Here is a 24417-nt window from a genome sequence, read left to right on the forward strand (position 1 = left end):
GAGCGCTATGGAATTCACGACTCAACACTTTATCGCGCTAGCGCCGTTGTTGATCACCAGCGCCACGATCATCGTGGTGATGCTGGCGATTGCCTGGCGCCGCAACCACTCGCAGACCTTCCTGATTTCGGTGGCAGGTCTGAACCTGGCGTTGCTGTCGATCCTGCCAGCCCTGAAAGTCGCGCCATTGGCCGTGACCCCACTGCTGCAAATCGATAGCTTCGCTTGCTTGTACATGGCGCTGATCCTGGTCGCCACGCTCGCTTGTGTGACCCTTGCCCACGCCTACCTCGGCGATGGCGGTTCGGGTTACCCGGGCAACCGTGAAGAACTGTACCTGCTGATCCTGATGTCCGCCGCCGGTGGCCTGGTTCTGGTCAGCGCGCAGCACCTGGCCGGGTTGTTCATCGGTCTGGAACTGCTGTCGGTGCCGGTCTATGGTCTGGTGGCTTATGCCTTCTTCAACAAGCGTTCGCTGGAAGCCGGTATCAAGTACATGGTGCTGTCGGCCGCCGGTTCTGCGTTCCTGTTGTTCGGTATGGCGCTGCTGTACGCCGATTCGGGCAGCCTGAGCTTCGTCGGTATCGGCCAGGCGCTGGCGGCTACTGGTCTGCCAAGCTCGCTGGCGCAACTGGGCCTGGGCATGATGCTGATCGGCCTGGCGTTCAAGCTGTCGCTGGTACCGTTCCACCTCTGGACTCCGGACGTGTACGAAGGTGCTCCGGCACCGGTGGCCGCGTTCCTGGCCACCGCGTCCAAAGTTGCCGTGTTCGCAGTGATGGTGCGTCTGTTCCAGATCTCGCCAGCGGCAAGCAGCGGTGTGCTGAGCGACGTACTGACCATCATAGCCATCGCGTCGATCCTGTTCGGTAACCTGCTGGCTCTGACCCAAAGCAACCTCAAGCGTCTGCTGGGTTACTCGTCCATCGCGCACTTCGGTTACCTGCTGATCGCCCTGGTGGCGAGCAAGGGTCTGGCCGTGGAAGCCATCGGCGTATACCTGGTCACCTACGTGATCACCAGCCTCGGCGCGTTCGGCGTGATCACCCTGATGTCCTCGCCGTACAACGGCCGTGACGCCGATGCCCTGTACGAATACCGCGGCCTGTTCTGGCGCCGTCCGTACCTGACCGCCGTGCTGACCGTGATGATGCTGTCCCTGGCCGGTATCCCGCTGACCGCGGGCTTCATCGGCAAGTTCTACATCATCGCAACCGGCGTCGAGTCCCATCAGTGGTGGCTGGTCGGTTCCCTGGTACTGGGCAGCGCCATCGGCGTTTTCTACTACCTGCGTGTGATGGTCACTCTGTTCCTGATCGAGCCGAACCTGCGTCGCCACGATGCGCAACTGCACTGGGAACAACGTGCAGGCGGCGTGATGCTGCTGGCTATCGCGGCACTGGCGTTCTTCCTGGGTCTGTATCCGCAGCCATTGCTGGTCCTGGTTCAGCAGGCCGGGTTGGCGGGTTGATCGCTTAGGCGACACTCGGTAGAAAAACAGAAACGGCACCTTCGGGTGCCGTTTTTGCGTTTGAGGTTTCAAGACCCTCCCCTCTCCTCCCCGACATCCAGAATAGCCCCGCAGGCAATTCAGCCGCGTCCTACATCCCGATCCTGCCCTGCAGCTTACCGTAATGACTTGACCGAATTGGCAGGAACAGAAGCCTTGACCTATTCGATTCTTGTGATAGAAATATACGCAGGTAACGTACAGAACATGGATGCTCTATTTATCGAACTACCCGTATTTGAAAAATATCGCAGTGACTATCTGGATGACGATCTGTTTCACAGGTTCCAGCAGGAACTGCTGCAAAACCCGCAAGCAGGAGATGTCGTCGAAGGCACCGGAGGGTTGCGCAAGATTCGAGTAGTGGACGAGCGACGTAACAAGGGCAAGCGCGGCGGACTGAGGGTGATTTATTACTGGTGGTCCGGTTTTGACCAGTTCTGGCTCTTTACCTTGTATGGCAAAAACGAACAGGACGATCTGACGCCACCACAGAAAAAGCTGCTTAAAGAAATGCTTTATCGAGAAATCAAAGCGAGAACGAACGATGAAACGTGACATTTTTTCCGAATTGGCAGAGGGGTTCGAAGCCTTGGCCGAGGAGCGCCAAGGTAAGGTCACACTGCGGACTCACAAGGTGAAACTGGCCAAACTTGCCTCGATCACAGCAGAAGAAGTGGTTGGCATCCGCCAGCAACTGAATCTGTCCCGGCCGGTGTTTGCGATGTATCTGCGTACGAACACCAGGACACTGGAGAACTGGGAGCAAGGACGAGCGAAGCCAAACGCTCAGGCCACTACATTGATCCGGCTGGTTGAGCGGTTTCCGGAGACAGTGCAACAACTGGCGGCGTTGACCTGAATTATTTGCATGAACCCGCATAACAACATCGTGAGCAGGCTCGCGCCCACATTGGAATGCGATTACCCACGCACCGCCAATCCCCCTGGGGGAGCGAGCCTGCTCGCGATAACAATGGATCAGGCACAAACAAAAACGGCACCTTTCGGTGCCGTTCACTTTTCTCGGTACAGAAGCTTACTTAGGCGCGTTGGCCCACGACTTCAGCAGCTCGTTGTAGTTCACCGTTTCACCCTTAGGCTTCTCGTTCGCCAGTTTCGGCTTCGGTGCACCCGGTTGATCGAACCAGTATTGCGCATCGCGCTCGGGGTTCATTTTCGGTGCGCAGGTGGTTTGCGCTTTCGAACGTTCCAGACGGGACATGATGGCGTCCTGATCCTTGGCCAGACCGTCCAACGCCTGTTGTGGGGTTTTCTCGCCGCTGGCCGCTTCGGCGATGTGGCTCCACCACAATTGCGCCAGACGCGGATAGTCCGGCACGTTGGTCCCGGTCGGGGTCCATTGCACGCGGGCCGGGCTGCGGTAGAACTCCACCAGACCACCGAGCTTCGGTGCCAGGTCGGTCATCGCTTGCGAGTTGATGTCCGACTCGCGAATCGGTGTCAGGCCGACGACGGTTTTTTTCAGCGACACGGTTTTCGAGGTCACGAACTGCGCATAGAGCCAGGCGGCGAGTTTCTGTTTCTCAGGCGTGGACTTCAGGAACGTCCAGGATCCCACGTCCTGATACCCCAGCTTCATGCCCTCTTCCCAGTAGGGACCGCGCGGCGACGGCGCCATGCGCCATTTCGGCGTGCCATCGGCGTTTACCACCGGCAGGCCCGGCTTGGTCATGTCGGCGGTGAACGCGGTGTACCAGAAAATCTGTTGGGCAATGTTGCCTTGGGCCGGCACCGGACCGGCCTCGGAGAAGGTCATGCCCGCCGCTTCCGGTGGTGCATAGGCCTTGAGCCAGTCGACGTATTTCTGGGTGGCGAAGACCGCCGCCGGCCCGTTGGTGTCGCCGCCGCGGGTCACGCTGGAGCCCACCGGGTGGCAATCTTCAACCCGAATGCCCCACTCGTCCACCGGCAAGCCGTTGGGAATGCCCTTGTCGCCGGCACCGGCCATGGAGAACCAGGCATCGGTGAAGCGCCAGCCCAGGGACGGGTCTTTCTTGCCATAGTCCATGTGCCCGTAGACCCGCTTGCCGTCGATTTCCTTGACGTCTTCGCTGAAGAATTTGGCGATGTCTTCATAGGCTGACCAGTTCACCGGCACGCCCAATTCGTAGCCGTACTTTTCCTTGAACTTGGCTTTCAGCTCTGGCCGCTCAAACCAGTCAGCGCGGAACCAGTAGAGGTTGGCAAATTGCTGGTCAGGCAGCTGATAGAGCTTGCCGTCCGGGGCCGTGGTAAAGGAGATGCCAATGAAGTCCTTGATGTCCAGCGTCGGCGAGGTGAAGTTCTTGCCTTCGTTGGCCATCAGATCGGTGATCGATTCAGTCTTGCCGTAGCGGAAGTGAGTACCGATCAAGTCCGAGTCGTTGACCCAGCCGTCATAGATGCTCTTGTCCGATTGCATCACGGTCTGCAGCTTTTCCACCACGTCGCCTTCCTGCAGCAAGTCGTGGGTCAGCTTGATGCCAGTGATCTCGGTGAAGGCCTTGGCCAGGACCTTGGACTCATATTCGTGGGTGGCGATGGTTTCCGAAACCACTTTGATACTCATCCCGCGAAACGGCTCCGCCGCCTTGATGAACCACTTCAGTTCTTCCAGCTGTTGATCGGCTGTCAACGTGGATGGCTTGAATTCACTGCCGATCCATTTCTTCGCAGCGTCTTCATAGGCATCGGCCCAGGCCGCAGCGCTCAACCCACTGAGTGCCAGCATGGCTGCCAATGAAATGCTATGTCGCAGCTTATTGTTTTTGTCGAACATAGAGACCTCCTGTTTGGGTTTCGGGACACCATTGCCGAGCGATTCGACTAGCCCCAACGCATCACAGCCAACAGCCACACCAGGGACAACGCGGACGCTACCCAGATGCTCCAGTCGGTGACGCCGATTACCAGCAAATGCAGGTAGGCGCTGCCGAGAAGACCGATAAACAGCCGATCGCCACGGGTGGTGGCAATCGGCAACAAACCCCGCCGAAGAATGCTCGGCGAACGCAATTCCCAGGTCGTCATGCCCACCAGAATCAGGCCAATGACGATGAAGAACGCCGCGGTGGGGACTGTCCAACTCATCCATTCCATCATCAGTTCCTCATACCCGACCCAGGGCAAAGCCCTTGGCCACGTGGTTGCGAACAAACCAGATCACCAGCATGCCTGGCAGAATAGTCAACACCCCTGCCGCCGCCAGCACGCCCCAATCGATGCCCGACGCCGAAACCGTGCGGGTCATCACCGCTGCAATCGGCTTGGCGTTGACCGACGTGAGCGTGCGCGCCAACAACAATTCAACCCAGGAAAACATGAAGCAGAAAAACGCCGTGACGCCGATGCCGGAGCCGATCAGCGGGATAAAAATCTTCACGAAAAACTTGGGGAAACTATAGCCGTCGATGTAGGCGGTTTCGTCGATTTCCTTGGGAACACCGGACATGAAGCCCTCAAGAATCCACACCGCCAACGGCACGTTAAACAAGCAGTGCGCCAGCGCCACAGCGATGTGGGTGTCAAACAGGCCGATCGAGGAATACAGCTGGAAGAACGGCAACAGGAACACCGCCGGCGGCGCCATGCGGTTGGTCAGCAGCCAGAAGAACAGGTGCTTGTCGCCGAGGAAGCGATAGCGTGAAAACGCATACGCCGCCGGCAGTGCCACGCTCAAGGCGATCACCGTGTTCAGGCTCACGTAATACAGCGAGTTGAGGTAACCGGTGTACCAGGCCGGATCAGTGAAAATCACCTTGTAGTTATGCAAGGTGAAATCCGCGGGGAACAACGTCAGGCCGCCGAGAATTTCGGTGTTGCTCTTGAACGACATGTTCAACAGCCAGTAGATCGGCACCAGCAGGAACAGGATGTAGATCAGCAACGGAATCAGCTTTCTCTTGCTCATGGCGGGCCTCAGCGGTTGGCGTCAGAGTGAGTCATGGCGGTGTAGAACAGCCAGGACACCAACAGGATGATCAGGAAGTACACCAGCGAGAACGCCGCTGCCGGCCCCAGGTCGAATTGCCCTACGGCCATCTGGGTTAATGTCTGACTCAAGAACGTCGTGGCATTCCCCGGTCCACCACCGGTCAGCACGAACGGCTCGGTGTAGATCATGAAACTGTCCATGAACCGCAGCATCACCGCGATCAACAGCACGCTTTTCAGCTTGGGCAACTGGATGTGACGGAACACTGCCCAGGCCGAGGCCCGATCAATCCGCGCGGCCTGGTAATACACGTCCGGAATCGCCCGCAAACCGGAGAAGCACAACAGCGCCACCAACGACGTCCAATGCCACACGTCCATCACCAGCACCGTGACCCAGGCGTCCATGGTGTTCGCCGCATAGTTGTAGCTGACGCCCATCGCATTGAGGCTCGAACCGAGCAGGCCGATGTCGGCCCGTCCAAAAATCTGCCAGATCGTGCCGACCACGTTCCATGGAATCAGCAACGGAATCGCCAGAATGATCAGCACCAGCGACGACCAGCGCCCCTTGGTCGGCATCGTCAGGGCGATGGCGATGCCCAGCGGGATTTCGATCAGCAGCACGCAGCCGGAGTAGATGAACTGCCGCAACAGCGAGTCATGCAGGCGCGGATCGAGCAGAACTTGCCTGTACCAGTCGGCACCGACGAAATAGCGGCTGGACTGGTCGAAAATGTCCTGCACCGAATAGTTGACCACCGTCATCATCGGGATCACCGCACTGAACGCCACCAGCAGGAACACCGGCAACACCAGCCACCAGGCCTTGTTGTTTTGCACCTTGTTCATGGCTGTGTCTCCAGCAGGTAATCGTCCGCATACACCATCAACCACTGCGCCGGGAAACTGATGTACGCCGTGCCTTCAGGCACCGGTTTATCTTCGGCCAGGCGCACTTTCAATGGCGCACCGTCGAGGTTCAGGGTCAGGATCTTGTAGGTGCCGAGGTCTTCGATGTGCACGACCTGCGCCTTCATCGCGTCATCAAAGGGTTCTTCCCACACATGCACGAACTCTGGACGAATACCGACCTTGAGGGTTTCCCACTCGGATTCGGCGATGCGTTTCTGTTGAGCTTCAGACAACGGTAGATGCGTCGAGGCGAACCCCACGCCACCCGATTGCGGCTTGACCTCGATCAGGTTCATCCCCGGGCTGCCGATGAAATAGCCGACAAAGGTGTGACTCGGTCGTTCGAACAATTCTCGCGGCGTACCGAATTGCACGATTTGCCCGCCGTACATCACCGCAATTTTGTCAGCGAAGGTCGAGGCCTCAAGCTGATCGTGGGTGACGTAGACCATGGTGATGTTGAACTGCTCGTGAATCTGCTTGAGCTTGCGCCGCAGCTTCCACTTCAGGTGCGGGTCGATCACGGTCAGCGGTTCGTCAAACAGGATCGCCGAGACGTCATCGCGCACCAGCCCACGGCCCATGGAGACTTTCTGCTTTTCGTCGGCGGTGAGGTTACTGGCCTTTTTGCTCAGCAGCGCCTGCAGGTCCAGCACCTCGGCAATTTCTTGCACCTTGGTGTGAATTTTCGCCTCGGCCATGCCCTGATTACGCAGCGGAAACGCCAGGTTATCGAACACCGTCATGGTGTCGTAGACCACCGGGAACTGAAAAACCTGGGCGATGTTGCGCTTCTCCGGCGTGAGGTTGTTGACCGCTTTGCCGTCGAACAACACATGCCCTTGAGAGGGGCTGAGCAGCCCGGAAATGATGTTGAGCAAGGTTGACTTGCCACACCCCGAAGGCCCGAGCAACGCATAGGCTCCGCCTTGTTCCCAAACGTGGTCCATCTCGCGGATCGCGTAATCCTCGGGTCCGGCCGGGGTTTTGGTGTAGCTGTGGGCGAGGTTCTGCAAACGGATTTCGGCCATCAGGCAACCCTCGCAATACGGCGGCCGGGCGCCTGGATCAAACGCCCCTGCGCATCGAACACAAACAGTTTATGGGTCGGGATATAAATGCGGATCGGCGCATCGACGTCGTATTCGTGAACGCCAGGCAAGTGCAGTACCAGCAAAAAATGCTCGTTGCGCACATGCAGGAAGGTTTCCGAACCACTGATCTCGGCCACCTCAACGGTCACGGCCAGCTCTAGGTCATCGTCGTTGCTCGGCACCAGCGAGATGTGGCTCGGACGCACGCCAAAGCGGAACTCGCCCTCGCCCACCGGACGCAGGTCGACGTTCAACGGAAAATGCACGAAGTTGGCGAAGCTGACTTCGTTACCGGCAATGCGCCCCGGCATCAGGTTGATCGGCGGCTCGGAAAACAGCTCCGCCGCCAGCACGCTTTGCGGCTGGTGATACACCTCGGACGACTTGCCGCTCTGGATCACCCGGCCCTCGTGAAGAATCGTGGTGGTGCCGCCCAGCGCCAAGGCTTCGTTGGGTTCGGTGGTGGCGTAAATCGCGATGGTGTGCCGCGCCTTGAACAGCTCGCGCATCTCCTGGCGCAGTTCTTCGCGCAGCTTGTAATCGAGGTTGACCAGTGGCTCGTCGAACAGGATCAACTCGGCATCTTTGACCAGCGCGCGGGCCATGGCCGTGCGCTGTTGCTGGCCGCCGGACAGTTCGAGGGGATGGCGCTGGAGGAACTTCTCGATGCGCAGCATCTTCGCGGTTTCCAGCACTTTGCTCTGGATCAATTCATTGGACACACCGCCCTGGCGCAATGGCGAGGCAATGTTCTCGAAGACGGTCATGGTCGGGTAATTGATGAACTGTTGATAGACCATCGACACGTTACGCAGCCGCACCGGGCGCTGGGTGACGTCGACGCCATTCATCAGGATGCGGCCGCTGTCGGGCTTGTCCAGACCGGCCATCAGGCGCATCAGACTGGTTTTGCCGGACAGCGTGCGCCCGAGCAAAACGTTGAAGGAACCGGGTTCAAAACTCAGGCAGGCATCGTCGATCCAGGTCTGGCCCTCGACGGTGCGGCTGACGTGCTCCAGGGTTAATGACATGGCTCGGCCTTTTTTATTATTTGGAGTCAAGCGACCGGAGCTACAGAGCGACTTTCGTGCCAAAAATTGCAAACCTTTGATCTGACTTGAAAATCCGTGAGTGAGCGGAGTCATCGCTTTCGTTGCTGAACAGAAATGAACAACCGCGACTGAACAATTGAACAATCCAGCCGTTGACAATGAACAATAGTGAACAACACTCTACGGACTGTTCACGCGCCCTGTAGGAGCCCGGCTTGCCGGCGATGGCGTCACCGAAATCGCCATCGCCGGCAAGCCGGGCTCCTACAGGCCTGTGGCGTGTCAGAAACATCACGTGAGAATTTCGACGTGGTGGGTAAACCCCATAAAAACAATAAAAGCTTGCTCAGAGATCGACTGCCATGGCCGCACCCGCCTCGCCGCTCTCCCACGACGCCGTCATTCAGGACTCCTGGTCCCGCTGCCGCGCGTTCGGCCTCAACCATCAGAGCGTCCCGGCGTTCGATCAACTGCCGGCCGAAGGCATCGCACAATTGCTGGAAAGCCAACATTCGCTGGTGCAGACCACGCACCAGGAAGTGCTGCCCTATTACGAAAACATCCTGAGCAATTCCAACTGCCTGATCATGCTCGCCGACAATCAAGGCCAGGTCCTGACGTCATGGGGCACCCAGCGATTTATCGAGCCGAGCCTGACCCGCGGTTTCAGCGCCGGCGCCAGCTGGATGGAGCGTTGCAGCGGCACTAACGCCATCGGCACCGCGCTGGCTTGCGAGCAAGCCGTGCACATTGAGCACGATGAACACTTTCTGAAAGCCAACCGCTTCATGACCGGTTCCGCCGCGCCGATTTTCGATGCCGAGCGCAAAGTCATCGCGGTGCTGGATGTGTCCAGCGACAGCTACCTGCCGCCGTCGCACACCTTGGGCATGGTCAAAATGATGAGCCAGACCGTGGAAAACCGGCTGATTCTCAACCTGTTCCATGGCCAGCATTTTCAACTGACCTTCAACACCGGATTGAACAACCTCGACAGCCAATGGGCCGGGCTGTTGATCTTCGATGAGACGGGCCAGGTGCTGTCCGCCAATCGCCGGGCCGACAATCTATTGGGCATCAGCCTGTCGCGGGTCAGCGTCGAGAGTCTGTTCAAGGTGTCCCTGCTGGAATTGCTGAACCAGCCCGACGGTCTGCCGTTTGCCCTGCAAGCGTCGGGACGCAACCGCTTTCAATGCCTGTTGAGGCGGCCGAAACTAGTGCCGATTCAGGCGCGACTGTTTTCTGAACCCAAGAGCGCCGAGTCAGCCGTGGCGGCACTCGAAGCTGTCAGCCTCAACACCCTGCACTTCGGCGACAGCCGCGTGGAAAAAGCCGTGCGGCAAGCCGAACGCCTGCTGGAAAAAGACATTCCACTGTTGATTCACGGGGAAACCGGGGTCGGCAAGGAAGTGTTCGTCAAAGCCTTGCATCAGGCCAGCTCCCGAAGCAAAAAACCGTTCATTGCCGTCAACTGCGCAGCGATCCCCGCCGAACTGGTGGAATCTGAGTTGTTCGGCTACGAGAAAGGCGCGTTCACCGGCGCCAATCAGAAAGGCAGCATCGGGCTGATTCGCAAGGCGGATAAAGGCACCCTCTTCCTCGATGAAATCGGCGACATGCCGTTGCCGACGCAGGCTCGGTTATTGAGGGTCTTGCAGGAACGCTGCGTGCAGCCGGTGGGCAGCAGCGAGCTGTTCCCGGTCGATATCCGGATTATTTCGGCGACTAACCGTGCGTTGCGCGAGCAAGTGCAACTGGGGCGGTTTCGTGAAGACCTGTATTACCGCATTGGCGGACTCACCCTGGAGTTGCCGCCGCTACGGGAACGTAGCGACAAGCAGGCGCTGTTCAAGCGCTTGTGGGAACAACACCGCGAGCCGTCGCAGTGGGCCGGGTTGAGCCGTGAAGTGTTGGAGTTGTTCGGCCGTCACCCGTGGCCGGGGAATTTGCGCCAGGTCAGCAGCGTGATGCAGGTGGCGCTGGCCATGGCCGAGGAACAACCGGTGCGACCGGAGCATTTGCCGGATGATTTTTTTGTCGATCTGGAGATGGAGCCAGTGGATACGCCGGAGACTCTGGCGGTGGATTTGAATGATGTAGAGGATTTGAATCGGCAGTTGCGGGCGGCTGGGGGGAATATCTCGCATTTGGCCCGGAGGTTGGGCGTTAGCCGCAATACCCTATATAAGCGGTTGCGCCAGTCGGAAAGCTGACTGCTGCGCAGTCAATCGCGGGCAAGCCTTGCTCCTCCAGGATTGCGCCGTACACAAGTTCAGTGAACGACTCCGCCCCGTAGGAGCAAGGCTTGCCCGCGATGGCATCAGCCGATGCCAGTGCTGCACTTCAGCCCTCCCCAAAAAACAAAAACCCGCACAAGGCGGGTTTTGTTTTGTAGCGAATAACGCGATCAGTCAGCCAAACGCCAGGTCGTACCGCCCTTCCCGTCTTCCAGCACCACGCCCATGGCGGTGAGCTGGTCGCGGATGCGGTCGGATTCGGCCCAGTCTTTAGCCGCACGAGCCGCCAGACGCGCAACAATCAGCGCATCAACTTCAGCCGCATCTACCCGCCCTTCAGCGCCGGCCTGCAAGAAGTCATCGGCCTCAAGCTGCAATACGCCCAACACGCTCGCCAGTTCTTTCAAGCGCGCTGCCAGACCTGCCGCCGCATCAAGATCGCTCTCACGCAGACGGTTGATCTCGCGCACCATTTCGAACAGCACCGCGCAGGCTTCCGGCGTGCCGAAGTCGTCGTTCATCACCAGGGTGAAGCGCTCGACAAAGGCTTCGCCGCCAGCCGGGGCCACGTTCGGCAGGCCTTTCAACGCGTGGTAGAAACGCTCGAGTGCGCCTTTGGCGTCCTTGAGGTTGTCTTCCGAGTAGTTGATCGCGCTGCGGTAGTGGCTCGACACCAGCAGGTAACGCACGACTTCCGGGTGGTACTTTTCCAGCACGTCGCGAATGGTGAAGAAGTTGTTCAAGGACTTGGACATCTTCTCGCCATTGATGCGAATCATGCCGCAATGCATCCACGCATTGGCGTAGGTCTTGCCGGTGGCCGCTTCGCTCTGGGCGATTTCGTTTTCGTGGTGCGGGAACTCGAGGTCGCTGCCGCCGCCATGAATATCGAAGGTCTCACCGAGGCAGCAGGTCGACATCACCGAGCACTCGATGTGCCAGCCCGGACGACCATCGCCCCACGGCGAAGGCCAGCTCGGCTCGCCCGGCTTGGCGCCTTTCCACAGCACGAAGTCCAGCGGGTCCTGTTTCGACTCATCAACTTCGATCCGCGCGCCGATACGCAGGTCTTCGATCTTCTTGCGCGACAGCTTGCCGTAGCCCATGAACTTGGCGACGCGGTAGTACACGTCGCCATTGCCCGGGGCGTAGGCGTAACCCTTGTCGATCAAGGTCTGGATCATGCTCAGCATGCCCGGAATATGATCGGTGGCCCGCGGTTCCATGTCCGGTTTGAGGATATTGAGGCGCGCCTCGTCCTCGTGCATCGCGGTGATCATGCGCTCGGTCAGCACGTCGAACGGCTCGCCGTTCTCCTTGGCCCGATTGATGATCTTGTCTTCAATGTCGGTGATGTTGCGCACATACGTCAGGTTATAACCGCTGAACCGCAACCAGCGGGTCACCAGGTCAAACGCGACCATGCTGCGGCCGTGGCCAATGTGGCAGTAGTCGTACACGGTCATCCCGCAGACGTACATGCGCACATTGTTGCCATCCAGCGGCTTGAAGACTTCTTTGCTCTTGGTGAGCGTGTTGTAGATCGATAGCACTTTAGTCATTTCCTGGAATCACTGGCCCCACGAATCACGCAAGGTCACGGTACGGTTGAATACCGGAGCGCCCGGTTTCGAGTCCTTGATATCCGCGACGAAGTAGCCTTCGCGCTCGAACTGGAAACGGTCTTCCGGCTGTGCATTGCCCAGCGAGGGTTCAGCACGACAACCGGTGAGGACTTGCAGGGAGTCAGGGTTGATGTTGTCCAGGAAACTGGCGCTGTCTTCGGCCTTCTCAGGGTTGGCCGAACGGAACAGGCGATCGTACAGACGCACTTCGCACTCGACGCTGGCAGCGGCCGGCACCCAGTGCACCACGCCTTTGACCTTGCGGCCTTCAGGGTTCTTGCCCAGGGTTTCCGGGTCGTAGGAGCAACGCAGCTCGACGATGTTGCCATCGGCGTCCTTGATCGCTTCGTCGGCCCGGATCACGTAGCTGCCGCGCAGACGCACTTCGCCAGCCGGTTCCAGGCGCTTGTAGCCTTTTGGCGGCTCTTCCATGAAGTCTTCACGGTCGATGTAGATTTCACGGGCGAACGGCAGAACGCGCACGCCCATGTCTTCTTTCGGGTGGCACGCCAGTTCGAGGTTTTCGAACTGGCCTTCCGGGTAGTTGGTGATCACGACTTTCAGCGGACGCAGCACGCACATGGCACGCGGAGCGCTGTGGTCGAGGTCGTCACGGATGCTGAATTCGAGCATGCCGAAGTCGACCACGCCGTCGGAACGGTTGGTGCCGATCATTTCGCAGAAGTTGCGGATCGATTTCGGCGTGTAGCCACGGCGGCGGAAGCCCGACAGCGTGGACATGCGCGGGTCGTCCCAGCCATTGACGTGCTTTTCATCGACCAGCTGCTTGAGCTTGCGCTTGCTGGTGATCGTGTAGTTCAGGTTCAGGCGGCTGAACTCGTACTGACGCGGGTGCGCCGGCACCGGCAGGCTGTCGAGGAACCAGTCATACAGCGGACGGTGGCTTTCGAACTCCAGGGTGCAGATCGAGTGGGTGATGCCTTCGATGGCGTCAGACTGACCGTGGGTGAAGTCGTAGTTCGGGTAGATGCACCACTTGTCACCGGTCTGGTGGTGATGCGCGTGACGAATGCGGTACATGATCGGGTCGCGCAGGTTCATGTTCGGCGAGGCCATGTCGATCTTGGCTCGCAGCACGCGTGCGCCGTCCGGGAACTCGCCGGCGCGCATGCGAGCGAACCAGTCGAGGTTTTCTTCCACGGAGCGATCACGGAACGGGCTGTTTTTGCCCGGCTCGGTCAGGCTGCCACGGTATTCCTTGGCCTGTTCCGGGCTCAGGTCGTCGACGTAGGCCTTGCCGGCCTTGATCAGTTCAACGGCCCAGTCGTGCAGCTGGTCGAAATACTGCGAGGCGTAGCGCACTTCACCGGACCATTCGAAGCCCAGCCATTTGACGTCGCTTTCGATCGCGTCGATGTATTCCTGGTCTTCCTTGGCCGGGTTGGTGTCGTCGAAACGCAGGTGCGTGACGCCGCCGAACTCCTGGGCCAGGCCGAAGTTCACGCAAATCGACTTGGCGTGACCGATGTGCAGGTAGCCATTGGGCTCAGGCGGGAAACGAGTAACGATCTGCGTGTGCTTACCCGAGTCCAGGTCCGCCTGGATGATCGGGCGCAGGAAATTGACCGGCACGGCAGGGCCGGTCTTGGCATTCGAGGCAGGGTCGACAGTGGGCTTGCTCATAGGATCCTTGAACGTACAAGTGCGCGGCCAGAAGTAGGGCCAGATAAAACAAAGCCGCTATCATAGCCGATGCTGTCAAGCAGCTGACAGAGCGCGCCTGCAAACGGTCGCATTTAATCGGCTATCGATGAAAAACAGCCTCGAAATTCGCGCCTGTCACGCTAAACTGCGCACCTTGGCCGAAAAAGGCTGAACAGGTGATGGGCTTACTGTCCCAACATCCACGAATTCCTTGAAAGAGTAGTAATCATGACCCAAGTCAAACTGACCACCAACCATGGCGACATCGTCCTGGAACTGAATGCTGAAAAGGCCCCGATCACCGTGGCCAACTTCATCGAGTACGTCAAAGCCGGTCACTACGAAAACACCGTTTTCCACCGCGTCATCGGCAACTTCATGATCCAGGGCGGCGGTTTCGAGCCAGGCATGAAAGAAAAGAAAGACAAGCGTCCTAGCATCCAGAACGAAGCTGACAACGGCCTGCCGAACGTGAAGTACAGCGTGGCCATGGCGCGCACCATGGAGCCGCATTCGGCTTCCGCCCAGTTCTTCATCAACGTGGCTGACAACAGCTTCCTGAACCACAGCGCCAAGACTACTCAGGGCTGGGGCTACGCCGTGTTCGCTAAAGTCGTTGCAGGCGAAGAAGTCGTCGACAAGATCAAAGGTGTTTCCACCACCATGAAGGCCGGCCACCAGGACGTGCCAGCAGAAGACGTGATCATCGAGAAAGCCGAGATCATTGAGTGATACTGCTGATTTCAGACTTGCATCTGGAAGAGGAGCGCCCGGACATTACCCGGGCGTTTCTGGATTTGCTCGCCGGACGCGCCCGCTCGGCGAGTGCGTTGTACATCCTGGGCGACTTTTTCGAGGCATGGATTGGCGACGATGCCATGACGCCCTTCCAACGCTCCATCTGCCAAGCCCTGCGCGAACTTGGCGACAGTGGCACGGCCATCTTTTTGATGCACGGCAATCGCGATTTCATGCTGGGCCAGGCCTTCTGCAAACAGGCTGGCTGCAGCTTATTGAAGGACCCGAGTGTCGTGCAGTTTTATGGCGAGCCGGTGCTTTTGATGCACGGCGACAGCCTCTGCACCCGCGACGAAGCCTATATGAAGCTGCGTCGCTATCTGCGCAATCCCGTCAGCCTGTTCATCCTGCGGCACTTGCCGCTGCGCACTCGCCATAAACTGGCGCGCAAGCTGCGCAGTGAAAGCCGTGCGCAGACGCGCATGAAGGCCAATGACATCGTGGATGTCACGCCGGAAGAAATTCCGCGGATCATGCAAGCGTACGGCGTGAAGACCTTGATCCACGGCCATACCCATCGCCCGGCCATCCACAAGTTGCAACTGGGTGAGCAGGCGGCCAAGCGCATTGTGCTGGGGGATTGGGATCGTCAGGGCTGGGCGTTGCAGGTGGATGAGCAAGGCTTTGCGCTTGCTCCGTTCGACTTCGCCCCGCCACCGCAGCTGGCAGCCCCTGCGAACTGACCGCCGTACGACATCCTGTAGGAACAAGGCTTACCCGCGATGAGGCCGCCACCTTCGACATTGATGTTGACTGACCCACCGTCATCGCGGGCAAGCCTTGCTCCTACAGGGATCACACTGAATCTGTAAGAACGGGTTTAGAAATCCCGCTTGTAGAAGATGTCCAACGAACTCGCCACGCCGCTTGCCGCTTCGAGGAAGACCTTCTTGCTCAGCTTGTAGCGCAGGGCAATGGTGTTGGCCGGTTCAAACACGCCCACGCCATAACGCAGGCTGAGTTTTTCCGAGATATTGCCACTGGCCACCACGGCGGTAGTGGTGCCGCTGCCCTGGGTATCCAGTTGGAAATCCTGAATCCCCAGGTTTTTGGCCAATCCGCCGGTCACCCCCGAGCTGCCCATCAAACCCAAACCGAGCGCTGCCTGGGCAAGCATGTTGTTGTCTTCGCCGTTGGTGCTTAGCGGACGCCCCAACACCAGATAGGACAACGCCTGTTCCTGGCTCATGGACGGTTCGGAGAAGACCTGCGTGGTCGGTTGCTCGGCGCTGCCGCTCAGGCGAATACCGGCGATCACGTCGTCGGTCTGGCGAATCGCTTCGATGTCGAGGTACGGCTGATCAAGGGGACCGGCAAACAACAAGCGCGCCCGGCGCACGGTCAGGCGCTGACCGTAGGCGCGATAGCGCCCGTCGTTGAGCCACAGCTCGCCACGCGTGTCCAGGTTGTCGCCGATGTGCACCCGGCCCTGCACATTCGCGGTCAGGCCAAACCCGGCAAAGCTCAGCTTGTCAGCGCCGACCACCGCATCAATGTCCATCTTCATGGCCAAGGGCAGTTTGCCCTCTTCGGTCTGCTGGCCGACGATCACCACGTCATCGGATACCTTGACCGTGGAAGGCGGCAACTCGCGGATGGTAATCTCGCCTTTGGGCACCAGCACTTTGCCAGCGATGGTCAGTTCGTCACCCTTCATCGAAATCTTCAGGTCCGGCGCGACTTCCAGCTTGGCGTATGGCTCGACGGTGACCGGTAACTGCGAGCCCTTGAGCGCCAGGTCCACCACCAGCGCCTGTCCCCAGGCGATGTTGCCGTTGAGGGTGCCCTGCCCGGTCTTGCCGCTTTTCCAGTCGCCATTCAATTGCACGGTTTCACCGGCAATCACCGCTCGCAGCTGCAAGGCTTGCAGCGCCATCGGCAACTCCGGCCCGGAGACTTCGCCGTCGCTAAGCAACAGGCTGCCGTTGACCTGCGGCGCCAACAGGCCACCGGAAATCGTGCCACTGCCATTCAAGCGCCCGGTGAGCTTCTCGACCATTGGCACAAACGGCCGCGCCACCGACAGGTCGAGCCCGCTCAAGCGGAACGAACCGATCAGCGGTTTGTTCTTCGGCAACGGATTGAGCTGCGCCTGGACCATCAACTCGCCGAGCTTGCCGCCGTCGAAGTTGAGGTCCGTATCGATACGTTTTGGCGTGAGTTTGCTGGTGAGTTTCAGCGTCTGGTACGGGAAATCCAGCCACTGGTCCTTCTCCTTCATGCGCAACGTTCCGCCACTGGCGTCGATGCTGATCAGGCCATTCGGGCCGCTGGCGGGCAGGTCCAGTTGCAGGTCGACGTTGAGCCGGCCCTTCCAGGCGAGATCTTTGGGCAGCCACTGTGCCAGGCTTTCAATCGGGAACTGCTTGAGGTGAAAACGCAGCTTCGGCTCCGGCATTAAACGCTGGTCTTCACCGCACAGGCTGGCCGGGCCGGACATCCAGCAGTGAGCGCCCAGGTTGATTTTGCCATCCGCCAGTCGCTCCAGTTTCGCCGGGCCTTGCAGTTTCCAGTCTTGCCCGCCGGTCTGGATATCGCCGCTGGCCAGGCGCCCGCGCCAGTTGCCTTGGTCCAGCACACCGTCGAGGCCAAGGGCCAGTTTCAGTTGAGGCCCTTGCAGGTCGAGGCTGAGCTTCTGGTTTTTGATGTCGCCCTGACCGCTGGCGGTTAGCGTGCCCAGCGACGTGTCACCGGCCTGAATTCCACTGCCCTTGAGGTCGATTTTCGCCCGTTGCGCACTGTCGAGGGCCGCGTCGAGGTTGAGGCTTTGCAGGCGATTGTCGTCGAAAGCCAGTTGCGTGCCTTGCAGCCCAAGCTTGCCTTGCGGCGCCTTGAGCGTGCCGGCGACATCGATGCGGCCGTTCAGTTGACCGCGCAGTTGCGGCCAGAGTTGGGCCAGACGCGGCATCTTGATGTCGATCTGGCCTGCGAGTTTCTGTTGCAGGCTGCCCTTGCCGTTGATGCTGTTGTCGCCGAGACGGATTTGCAGCGCGTTGAGGTTCCACTGCTCGCCAGCGCCATCCGCTTTGGCCTGGATCAGGGCAGGTTGCCCGCGCAGTTTGCCTTTCAGGTCGAGGTCCGCATTGAGGCTGAGTTTGTCATTCTTCATCTCGCCTTTGCTGCGTAGCGGCCCGGCCAGTGTGCCGGGCAATTGCGCCACCCAATACGCCGGGTTGATCGCCGACAGATCGAGCGCGGTGTCCCAGGCAATGCCGTCGGCAAATTGCAGGTTCAGGTGCCCTTCGGCCTTGCCCTGTCCCGCCTGGAGTTGAATTTGTTGCAGATAGATTTTGGTCAGGTCGCCACTGAACGGACTGATCAGGGTGAAGGCGCCGGCCGGGCCATCCAGCGCCGCTGTGAAGCTGCCGAGGTACTTGCCGTCGGTGTAGGAGATGTCGCCATTGAAATTGCGCAATGCCACTTCCGGTTCGTCAATCAACGGATAGAGGCGGTGCCACGGAAAATCCAGCCAGTCGATTTTCGCGTCGGCGCTCAGGCCTTTGCTCCAGTCGAGGGTGCCGCTGAGCTTTAGGCTTTGCTTGTCATTGGCGGTGAGGTCGAGGCCGGCGATCTGCGCGCCCTTGGCATCGACCTTGCCTTGCAGCAGCAACGCGACCGGGCCTTGCTCGGCGGGCAGCGTGGCTTTACCGAGCAACTGGTAACCGCTTTTCAGGTCGCCGTCGCCTGTGAGTTCCAGTTGATTGAGTTGCAAGGTGTCTGGCAAGTCGGCGGCGGGTTTGAAGCCGTCGGCGGTGATTCGTACCTTGGCCGGCAGGTTGTCCGCCAGCGGTTGCAGCTCGCCGGTCAGTTGCCCGTTCAAGTAACCGCTGCTGTCGGCTTTCAGGTTCAGGGTTTTCAGCAGGTCGCCGTCCACTTTCAGCGCCAGCGCCCAAGGCTCGGGAGCCGGCAGGGTCAGGTTGCCTTCAGCCTTGAGCGGCCAGTTGCCGGTGGGTTGCAGCAGGCCGGAGAGGTTCAGGCTCAGGTCATCGCGTTGCAATTTCACCGAGTCGATCTGCAAGCCTTGTGCGGTCCAGTGCGCCGCCAGTTGCAGACCTTTAAGTGCTTCGCTGCCGTTGAACAACAGGCTACCAACCTGGATATCCCCCAGTTCAATCGCCAAGGGCAATGTCAGGTCCGGAAGGCTGATCGGCCCGCTGCTGGCTTCATCGGTACCGGGCGGAAATTGCAGGCTGACCTGATCGGCTTTCAGTTGCTCTATGCACAACGTCATACGTGTCAGGCACAGCGGCGACCAGGCAAAAATTACTTTGCTCAGCTCGACCCGGCTGGTGTCCTGCTGCCACATCAGATGATCGGCACTCCATTGTCCACCCAGACGACCCTGAAAATTTTCAAGGGTCAGACCCGGCACAAAACCGAGCGCCCAACGGCTGCCCGTGGCGGTGCTTAACACCGTGGTGACGGCGATAACGACCAGCATCAGCAGCGCCAGAATCGCCAGCAGCGTTATTTTCAAACCACGATTCACAGCTCAGGCCCCATGGAAAAGTGCAGTCGAATACCGCCGTCGTCATCCAGCGCATGGGCCAGATCGAGGCGCAGCGGCCCCACCGGCGAGACCCAGCGCAGGCCGATACCCACCCCGGTCTTGAGGCTCGGCAGATCGAGTGTGTTAAAGGCGTTGCCCTGGTCAACGAAGGTCGCGACCCGCCATTTTTCGGCGATGGAGTATTGGTATTCCGCACTCGCCGCCACCATATAACGGCCACCAATGCGGTCGCCCTCGGAGTTTTCCGGGGACAGGCTTTGATAGTCGTAACCGCGCACGCTCTGATCGCCACCGGCGAAAAACCGCAACGATGGCGGCACTGACTTGAAGCCATTGGTAGCGCTGCCGCCGACCTGTACCCGGCCAAGCAACCGGTGTTTCTCGAAAACCGTGGTCAAGCCTTTCACCAACGCAGTGCCGTACAACAGGTTGTTGTCCGAACCCAGGCCTTCTTTTGCTACTTTGGACTCGAATTGCAGGCGATAGCCGTTGTGCGGGTCAATGCGGTTGTCGCTTTTAAGGTAGGAATAGCTGACGCCAGGCATCAGCAAATTACTCAACCCCGAGTCGTCACCAAGCTTGTAATCCTCGTGCTGCCATTTCAGCGACACCACCCGCTGCCAGCCACTGGGCAGTTTGCTGTGCCATTCCGGGCCGATGGTCAGCAGTTTGCTGCGGGTGTCGGTGCCGTCAATTTCTTCATTCTGATAACCACCGGCAAAGCGCAGTTTGTCGGTCAGCGGCGGGTCCAGGGGAATGTCGTAGAACAGCCCGACGTTTTGCCGAGGCGCAGAGACTTCGGCCTCCCAGCCATAACTGTGCCCCTGGGGATTGACCCAGTGCCGGGTCCAGTTGGCCTTGATCCGGGGACCGACGTCGGTGGAATAACCCAATCCCAGGCCCATGGTCCGTGGTTTTCGGGTTTCGAGTTTGACGTCTACCGGGATCACATCATTTTTGGACGCCGTCGGCGTCGCATCCACCCGCACACTGTCGAAATAGCCACTCGATTGCATGGCCTGATTGAGCTCCGCGATCAGTTCGGAGTCGTAAGGTGCGCCCTGCTTGAACGGCACCATGCGTTGCAGCAGGTCATCGTCGAAGGGTGTATCGCCCTCAAAGGTGACCTTGCCCAGCGCGTAACGCGGGCCGCTGCTGTAGATCAGTTCGATATCGGCCACGCCAGCGCGCGGGTCCACCAACAGTTTTTGACTGGTGAAGTGCCCACTGAAAAAGCCGAAGCGCGAGGCTTGATTCTGAATCAGGCGTTTGGCGTCTTCGTAATGACCATGATTGAGCACCGCGCCGGTTTTCAGCGAAGCGCTTTTGGGCACACGAAAAGACTTGAGTGAAGCGGCCGGGCCGTCGATGCGAATCGTGACATTGCGCAAGTGCACCGGTTCGCCGGGGTCGATGTTGAGCACCAGGCGCGGCGTTTTGCCGCCCGTCACATCGCTTTCAATCTGCGGCTGGTAATAACCCAAGGCCTGGGCGGCCTTGCGTGCCTGCTCCTCGGCGCCACGACTGAAGCGTTGCAATGCTTCTTCGTCACGATCGCCGAGGCTGCCGATATAGCCTTCTATATTGGCTTTCAGTTCATCGTTGGACGGTTTGATCCGAACATCCAATTCACTTTGGGCCAGCGCCGCGCAGCTGGTGAACAGCATCAGCACGCCACTGGTAAATCTTCCTGGAAACTTCATAGGCGCGGATGCTATCACGAGCTTGGGAGCGTGATAGAGCCTCGCATGGCGTTAAAGTTCTACCGTTTATGCCGTTGAGGTGTGTAACACCCGCGGATTGGCGTGAAAAAAAACATGCTCGCGAATCGGTCCTACGGCAACCTCGCCGATTTCCTCGTACCCCTGACGCTTATAGAACTCCAGATAGCGAGAATTCCCGGTGTCGAGGATCACACCTTCGGAGGTTTCATCCACTGCGCACCAGTTATGCACCGCTTGCAGCAGTTGTTCGCCGAAGTGTTTGCCCTGAAATTGCGGGTGAATGCCTAGCAGCGGCAGCACGTGGACCGAGTCACTCGGCACGCAGGCGGCAACGGCGGCGTGGTAGTCGAGATAGCGGCGGGTGCTGCGAAAACCCGCGCTGAGCATCATGCGCAAACGCCAGGCCCAACTTTCGGTGATTCCCAGGCGTCGTAGCGGCGGCGCGATAAGTGCGATGCCGATCAAACGGTCGTTGACCAGCAGGCCAATGGCCGGCAAGTCCTGAAGAAAGTGTTGTTTAACCAGCTCACGCACAGTCGCCCGCACGCGATGTTCATAGCCGGGGCGTTCGGCCTCGAACAGGTAACCGAAGGTCGGTTCGTGCCGGTAAGCGTGGTAAAGCAGGGAACGCGCTTCATGGGCATAACCACTGTCGAGCATGTGAATGTCGGCAATGGCGGTCGAGGTTTCAGGCATAACGGTTGATCTCCCCGGCATAGCTCGGAAGGCTGTGCTCTTGTTGTTACGAGCCTATCGGTGCCGACACAGTTCCTTACTGATCGAAATCAGTGCTGACGCCATCGCGAGCAGGCTCGCTCCCACAGTTATAGACCAGACTGGCGAATTCAGTAGGCGCCCTAACCGATCCACTGTGGGGGCGAGCCTGCTCGCGACGAGGCCCGCAGGAGCGATAGAAGACCTACCACCGAACACGAATCCCCTCACCCCACGCTGGCCCGATTCCTACATGTCAGCTAGCATCGCCCTTTTGCCAGGACTGCCGACCATGAAGATCGTCTCCTTCAACATCAACGGGCTGCGCGCTCGCCCGCATCAGCTGGCGGCGCTGATTGAAAAACACCAACCAGACGTCATCGGCTTGCAGGAAACCAAGGTTCACGACGACCAGTTCCCGCTGGCCGAGGTTCAGGCGCTGGGCTATCACGTGTATTTCCATGGGCAGAAAGGCCATTACGGCGTCGCCCTGCTCTCGCGCAAAGAACCACTGGCCTTGCACAAAGGCTTCGCCACCGATGAAGAAGACGCTCAGCGACGCTTCATCTGGGGCACATTCGCCGACGCCAATGGCGTGCCGGTGACCATCATGAACGGCTATTTCCCACAAGGCGAAAGCCGCGATCACCCGACCAAGTTCCCGGCCAAGCAACGCTTCTATAGCGACTTGCAGCAATTGCTGGAAAGCCAGTTCAGCAACGATCAGCCACTGGTGGTCATGGGAGACGTCAACATTTCCCCGGAAGACTGCGACATCGGCATCGGCCCGGACAACATGAAACGCTGGCTGAAAACCGGCAAGTGCAGCTTCTTGCCGGAAGAACGCGAGTGGATGGCCCGCTTGAAAAACTGGGGCCTGGTGGACAGTTTCCGTCACCTGAGCCCGGACGTGACCGACCGTTTCAGCTGGTTCGATTACCGTAGCCGCGGCTTTGAAGACGAGCCCAAGCGCGGGCTACGAATCGACTTGATCATGGCCTCCCATGGCCTGTTGCCACGGATCAAGGACGCAGGCGTGGATTACGACCTGCGAGGGATGGAAAAACCGTCCGATCATGCGCCGATCTGGCTTGAATTGAGCTGATATTTAAAGCTCAACACAAAACCCTGTGGGAGCGAGCAGGCTCACTCCCACAGTAATAAATAACTGTCATCTTTCGGAAATCTTGCTGACTTATTCTCCCCGCACTTTCTATGATTTTTTAAGGTGCCGGCATGATGCTGCGCGTGTTGTTTGTGTTGATGCTGTGCGCCGGCCAGCCATTGACGGCATCGGCCGCTGATTTACCGATACCTGCCAATGGCGCGGTGCTGCGCATCCAGGGATCCAACACCATCGGCGCGGCCCTGGGCCCGGCGCTGGTTGAAGGCCTGATGCGCGAGCAGGGCCTGATCAAGGTTCACAGTGAACGTGCGGATAAAGCCAACGAACAACGCATTGTCGGCGAAACCGCACAGGGCCGCCGAGTCATGGTTGAAGTCGCGGCCCATGGCTCCAGCACCGGGTTCACGGCCCTGAAAAACGCCAGCGCCGACCTCGCCGCGTCCTCTCGCCCAATTAAAGACAGCGAACTGGTAGACCTCGAACCCTTGGGCGACTTCAAAAGCCCCGAGGCCGAGCAAGTGATCGCCATCGACGGGCTGGCAATCATCCTTCACCCGCAGAACCCGCTGAATCAACTCGACACCGAACAACTGGCGAGAATTTTCAGCGGCGAAGCAAAAACCTGGGAAGAACTCGGCGGCAGCGGTGGAGCAATTCATCTCTATGCGCGGGATGACCAATCTGGCACCTACGACACGTTTAACGAAGTAGTCCTCAGTCATCGTGGGAAAACGCTGAACAGCGCCGCGAAACGCTTCGAATCCAGCGAGCAATTGTCCGACGCCGTCAGCCTCGACCCGCAGGGCATCGGGTTCATCGGCCTGCCTTATGTGCGCCTTGCCAAAGCCGTGGCGATCGTCGATGGCCAATCCCAGGCAATGATGCCGCTTAATAGCCTGATCGCCACGGAAGACTATCCGTTGTCCCGTCGGCTGTTCTTTTACCTGCCACCGCATGGGAAAAACCCTTGGGCCGAGGCCTTGGCGGTGTTCGCGCAAAGCAACCAAGGTCAGGCGATTGTCGCAGCCAACGGTTTCATCGCCCAGACCGTCCAAGCCATCACGGTCACGCCGAATGCGTTGATGCCGGAGGGTTATCAGGCACTCAGTCGTCATGCCCTGCGGCTGTCGGTGAATTTCCGCTTTGAAGAAGGCAGCGCGACGCTCGACAACAAGGCACTGCAAGACCTGTCGCGGGTGCTGGACTATATAAAGCAGCGTGATAAAACCAATCGTCAAGTCACGCTGGTAGGGTTTGGCGATGCCAAGAGTGACCCGGCGCGCGCCGATTTGCTGTCGAAGCTGCGGGCCATGGCGGTGCGGCGGGAACTGGTGAAAAGCGGCGTGGTGTTTCGCGAAATTCGAGGCTTTGGCGCCGAAATGCCTGTGGCGGCCAATAGTGCGGATGAGGGGCGGATCAAGAATCGTCGGGTTGAGGTTTGGGTGTATTGAATCAGATGTTGCTGCGGTGGATCGGCTGACGCTATCGCGGGCAAGCCCGGCTCCCACAGG

The 24417-nt window shown here is 59.1% G+C and carries 19 protein-coding genes; 8 read left to right on the forward strand and 11 right to left on the reverse strand.

What is annotated here, in order from left to right; translation table 11 throughout:
* Positions 1–7: 7 nt before the first annotated feature.
* The 3 genes from nuoN (at position 8) to ACA048_RS18510 (ending at position 2372) form a co-directional block, all read left to right on the forward strand.
* A complete protein-coding gene (gene nuoN / locus ACA048_RS18500) occupies positions 8–1471 on the forward strand; it encodes an NADH-quinone oxidoreductase subunit NuoN (RefSeq protein WP_497625710.1) in 1464 nt (487 codons plus the stop codon).
* A gap of 246 nt (positions 1472–1717) precedes the next feature.
* A complete protein-coding gene (locus tag ACA048_RS18505) occupies positions 1718–2068 on the forward strand; it encodes a toxin (protein ID WP_497629893.1) in 351 nt (116 codons plus the stop codon).
* Positions 2058–2372 carry a helix-turn-helix domain-containing protein gene (locus ACA048_RS18510; protein WP_497625711.1) on the forward strand — a complete coding sequence of 105 codons (315 nt, stop codon included), beginning with the start codon at positions 2058–2060 and terminating at the stop codon, positions 2370–2372. The genes ACA048_RS18505 and ACA048_RS18510 overlap by 11 nt, the downstream gene beginning before the upstream one ends.
* Positions 2373–2549: 177 nt before the next feature.
* Here the strand turns inward: ACA048_RS18510 and ACA048_RS18515 are convergent, their stop codons facing one another.
* Genes ACA048_RS18515 through ACA048_RS18540 form a run of 6 tightly spaced genes read right to left on the reverse strand, consistent with a single transcriptional unit; the run spans position 2550 to position 8486 of the window.
* A complete protein-coding gene (locus ACA048_RS18515) occupies positions 2550–4292 on the reverse strand; it encodes an ABC transporter substrate-binding protein (RefSeq protein WP_497625713.1) in 1743 nt (580 codons plus the stop codon).
* 47 nt (positions 4293–4339) lie between these two features.
* Positions 4340–4612 carry a DUF2160 domain-containing protein gene (locus ACA048_RS18520; RefSeq protein ID WP_027925091.1) on the reverse strand — a complete coding sequence of 91 codons (273 nt, stop codon included), beginning with the start codon at positions 4610–4612 and terminating at the stop codon, positions 4340–4342.
* 10 nt (positions 4613–4622) lie between these two features.
* Positions 4623–5423 carry a carbohydrate ABC transporter permease gene (locus ACA048_RS18525; protein WP_007946968.1) on the reverse strand — a complete coding sequence of 267 codons (801 nt, stop codon included), beginning with the start codon at positions 5421–5423 and terminating at the stop codon, positions 4623–4625.
* An 8-nt stretch (positions 5424–5431) separates the two neighbouring features.
* The gene (locus tag ACA048_RS18530; RefSeq protein ID WP_497625715.1) at positions 5432–6298 is read right to left on the reverse strand and encodes a carbohydrate ABC transporter permease; all 867 of its coding nucleotides are present in this window, start codon (positions 6296–6298) and stop codon (positions 5432–5434) included.
* A complete protein-coding gene (locus ACA048_RS18535) occupies positions 6295–7392 on the reverse strand; it encodes an ABC transporter ATP-binding protein (RefSeq protein ID WP_497625716.1) in 1098 nt (365 codons plus the stop codon). The genes ACA048_RS18530 and ACA048_RS18535 overlap by 4 nt, the downstream gene beginning before the upstream one ends.
* On the reverse strand, positions 7392–8486 hold the full coding sequence (locus tag ACA048_RS18540; protein ID WP_223520385.1) for an ABC transporter ATP-binding protein: 1095 nt from the start codon (positions 8484–8486) through the stop codon (positions 7392–7394). The genes ACA048_RS18535 and ACA048_RS18540 overlap by 1 nt, the downstream gene beginning before the upstream one ends.
* A 383-nt stretch (positions 8487–8869) precedes the next feature.
* On the opposite strand from ACA048_RS18540, the gene ACA048_RS18545 reads away from it, so the two are divergent.
* On the forward strand, positions 8870–10720 hold the full coding sequence (locus ACA048_RS18545; RefSeq protein WP_497625717.1) for a sigma-54-dependent Fis family transcriptional regulator: 1851 nt from the start codon (positions 8870–8872) through the stop codon (positions 10718–10720).
* Positions 10721–10914: 194 nt separating this feature from the next.
* Here the strand turns inward: ACA048_RS18545 and cysS are convergent, their stop codons facing one another.
* Positions 10915–12297, reverse strand: a complete 1383-nt coding sequence (cysS, locus tag ACA048_RS18550) for a cysteine--tRNA ligase (protein WP_497629894.1) — start codon at positions 12295–12297, stop codon at positions 10915–10917.
* Between the two features lie 18 nt (positions 12298–12315).
* A complete protein-coding gene (locus tag ACA048_RS18555) occupies positions 12316–14013 on the reverse strand; it encodes a glutamine--tRNA ligase/YqeY domain fusion protein (RefSeq protein WP_497625718.1) in 1698 nt (565 codons plus the stop codon).
* A 249-nt stretch (positions 14014–14262) separates the two neighbouring features.
* Here ACA048_RS18555 and ACA048_RS18560 point away from each other — a divergent pair, with 249 nt between their 5' ends.
* Positions 14263–14766, forward strand: a complete 504-nt coding sequence (locus ACA048_RS18560) for a peptidylprolyl isomerase (RefSeq protein WP_223520393.1) — start codon at positions 14263–14265, stop codon at positions 14764–14766.
* Positions 14763–15515, forward strand: coding sequence for a UDP-2,3-diacylglucosamine diphosphatase (gene lpxH / locus ACA048_RS18565; protein WP_497625720.1), 753 nt, complete (start codon positions 14763–14765; stop codon positions 15513–15515). Before ACA048_RS18560 ends, lpxH begins: the two co-directional genes overlap by 4 nt.
* A 137-nt stretch (positions 15516–15652) precedes the next feature.
* On the opposite strand, the gene ACA048_RS18570 is transcribed toward lpxH, so the two are convergent.
* From ACA048_RS18570 to ACA048_RS18580, 3 genes are all read right to left on the reverse strand, one after another.
* Entirely contained in the window at positions 15653–19321 is a 3669-nt protein-coding gene (locus ACA048_RS18570) for a translocation/assembly module TamB domain-containing protein (RefSeq protein ID WP_497625721.1), read from the reverse strand.
* Positions 19318–21045: an autotransporter assembly complex protein TamA gene (locus tag ACA048_RS18575; RefSeq protein ID WP_497625722.1), complete on the reverse strand. Its 1728-nt coding sequence runs from the start codon at positions 21043–21045 to the stop codon at positions 19318–19320. The genes ACA048_RS18570 and ACA048_RS18575 overlap by 4 nt, the downstream gene beginning before the upstream one ends.
* Positions 21046–21111: 66 nt before the next feature.
* Positions 21112–21762 carry a GNAT family N-acetyltransferase gene (locus ACA048_RS18580; protein WP_497625724.1) on the reverse strand — a complete coding sequence of 217 codons (651 nt, stop codon included), beginning with the start codon at positions 21760–21762 and terminating at the stop codon, positions 21112–21114.
* A 310-nt stretch (positions 21763–22072) separates the two neighbouring features.
* On the opposite strand from ACA048_RS18580, the gene xthA reads away from it, so the two are divergent.
* Both xthA and ACA048_RS18590 read left to right on the forward strand, forming a co-directional pair.
* Entirely contained in the window at positions 22073–22885 is an 813-nt protein-coding gene (gene xthA, locus ACA048_RS18585) for an exodeoxyribonuclease III (RefSeq protein ID WP_497625725.1), read from the forward strand.
* Between the two features lie 131 nt (positions 22886–23016).
* Positions 23017–24357 (forward strand): substrate-binding domain-containing protein, encoded by a 1341-nt coding sequence (locus ACA048_RS18590; protein ID WP_497625726.1) that lies wholly within the window; start codon positions 23017–23019, stop codon positions 24355–24357.
* The last annotated feature ends 60 nt before the right edge of the window (positions 24358–24417 follow it).

It is taken from the genome of Pseudomonas sp. LBUM1659 (assembly GCF_059716045.1).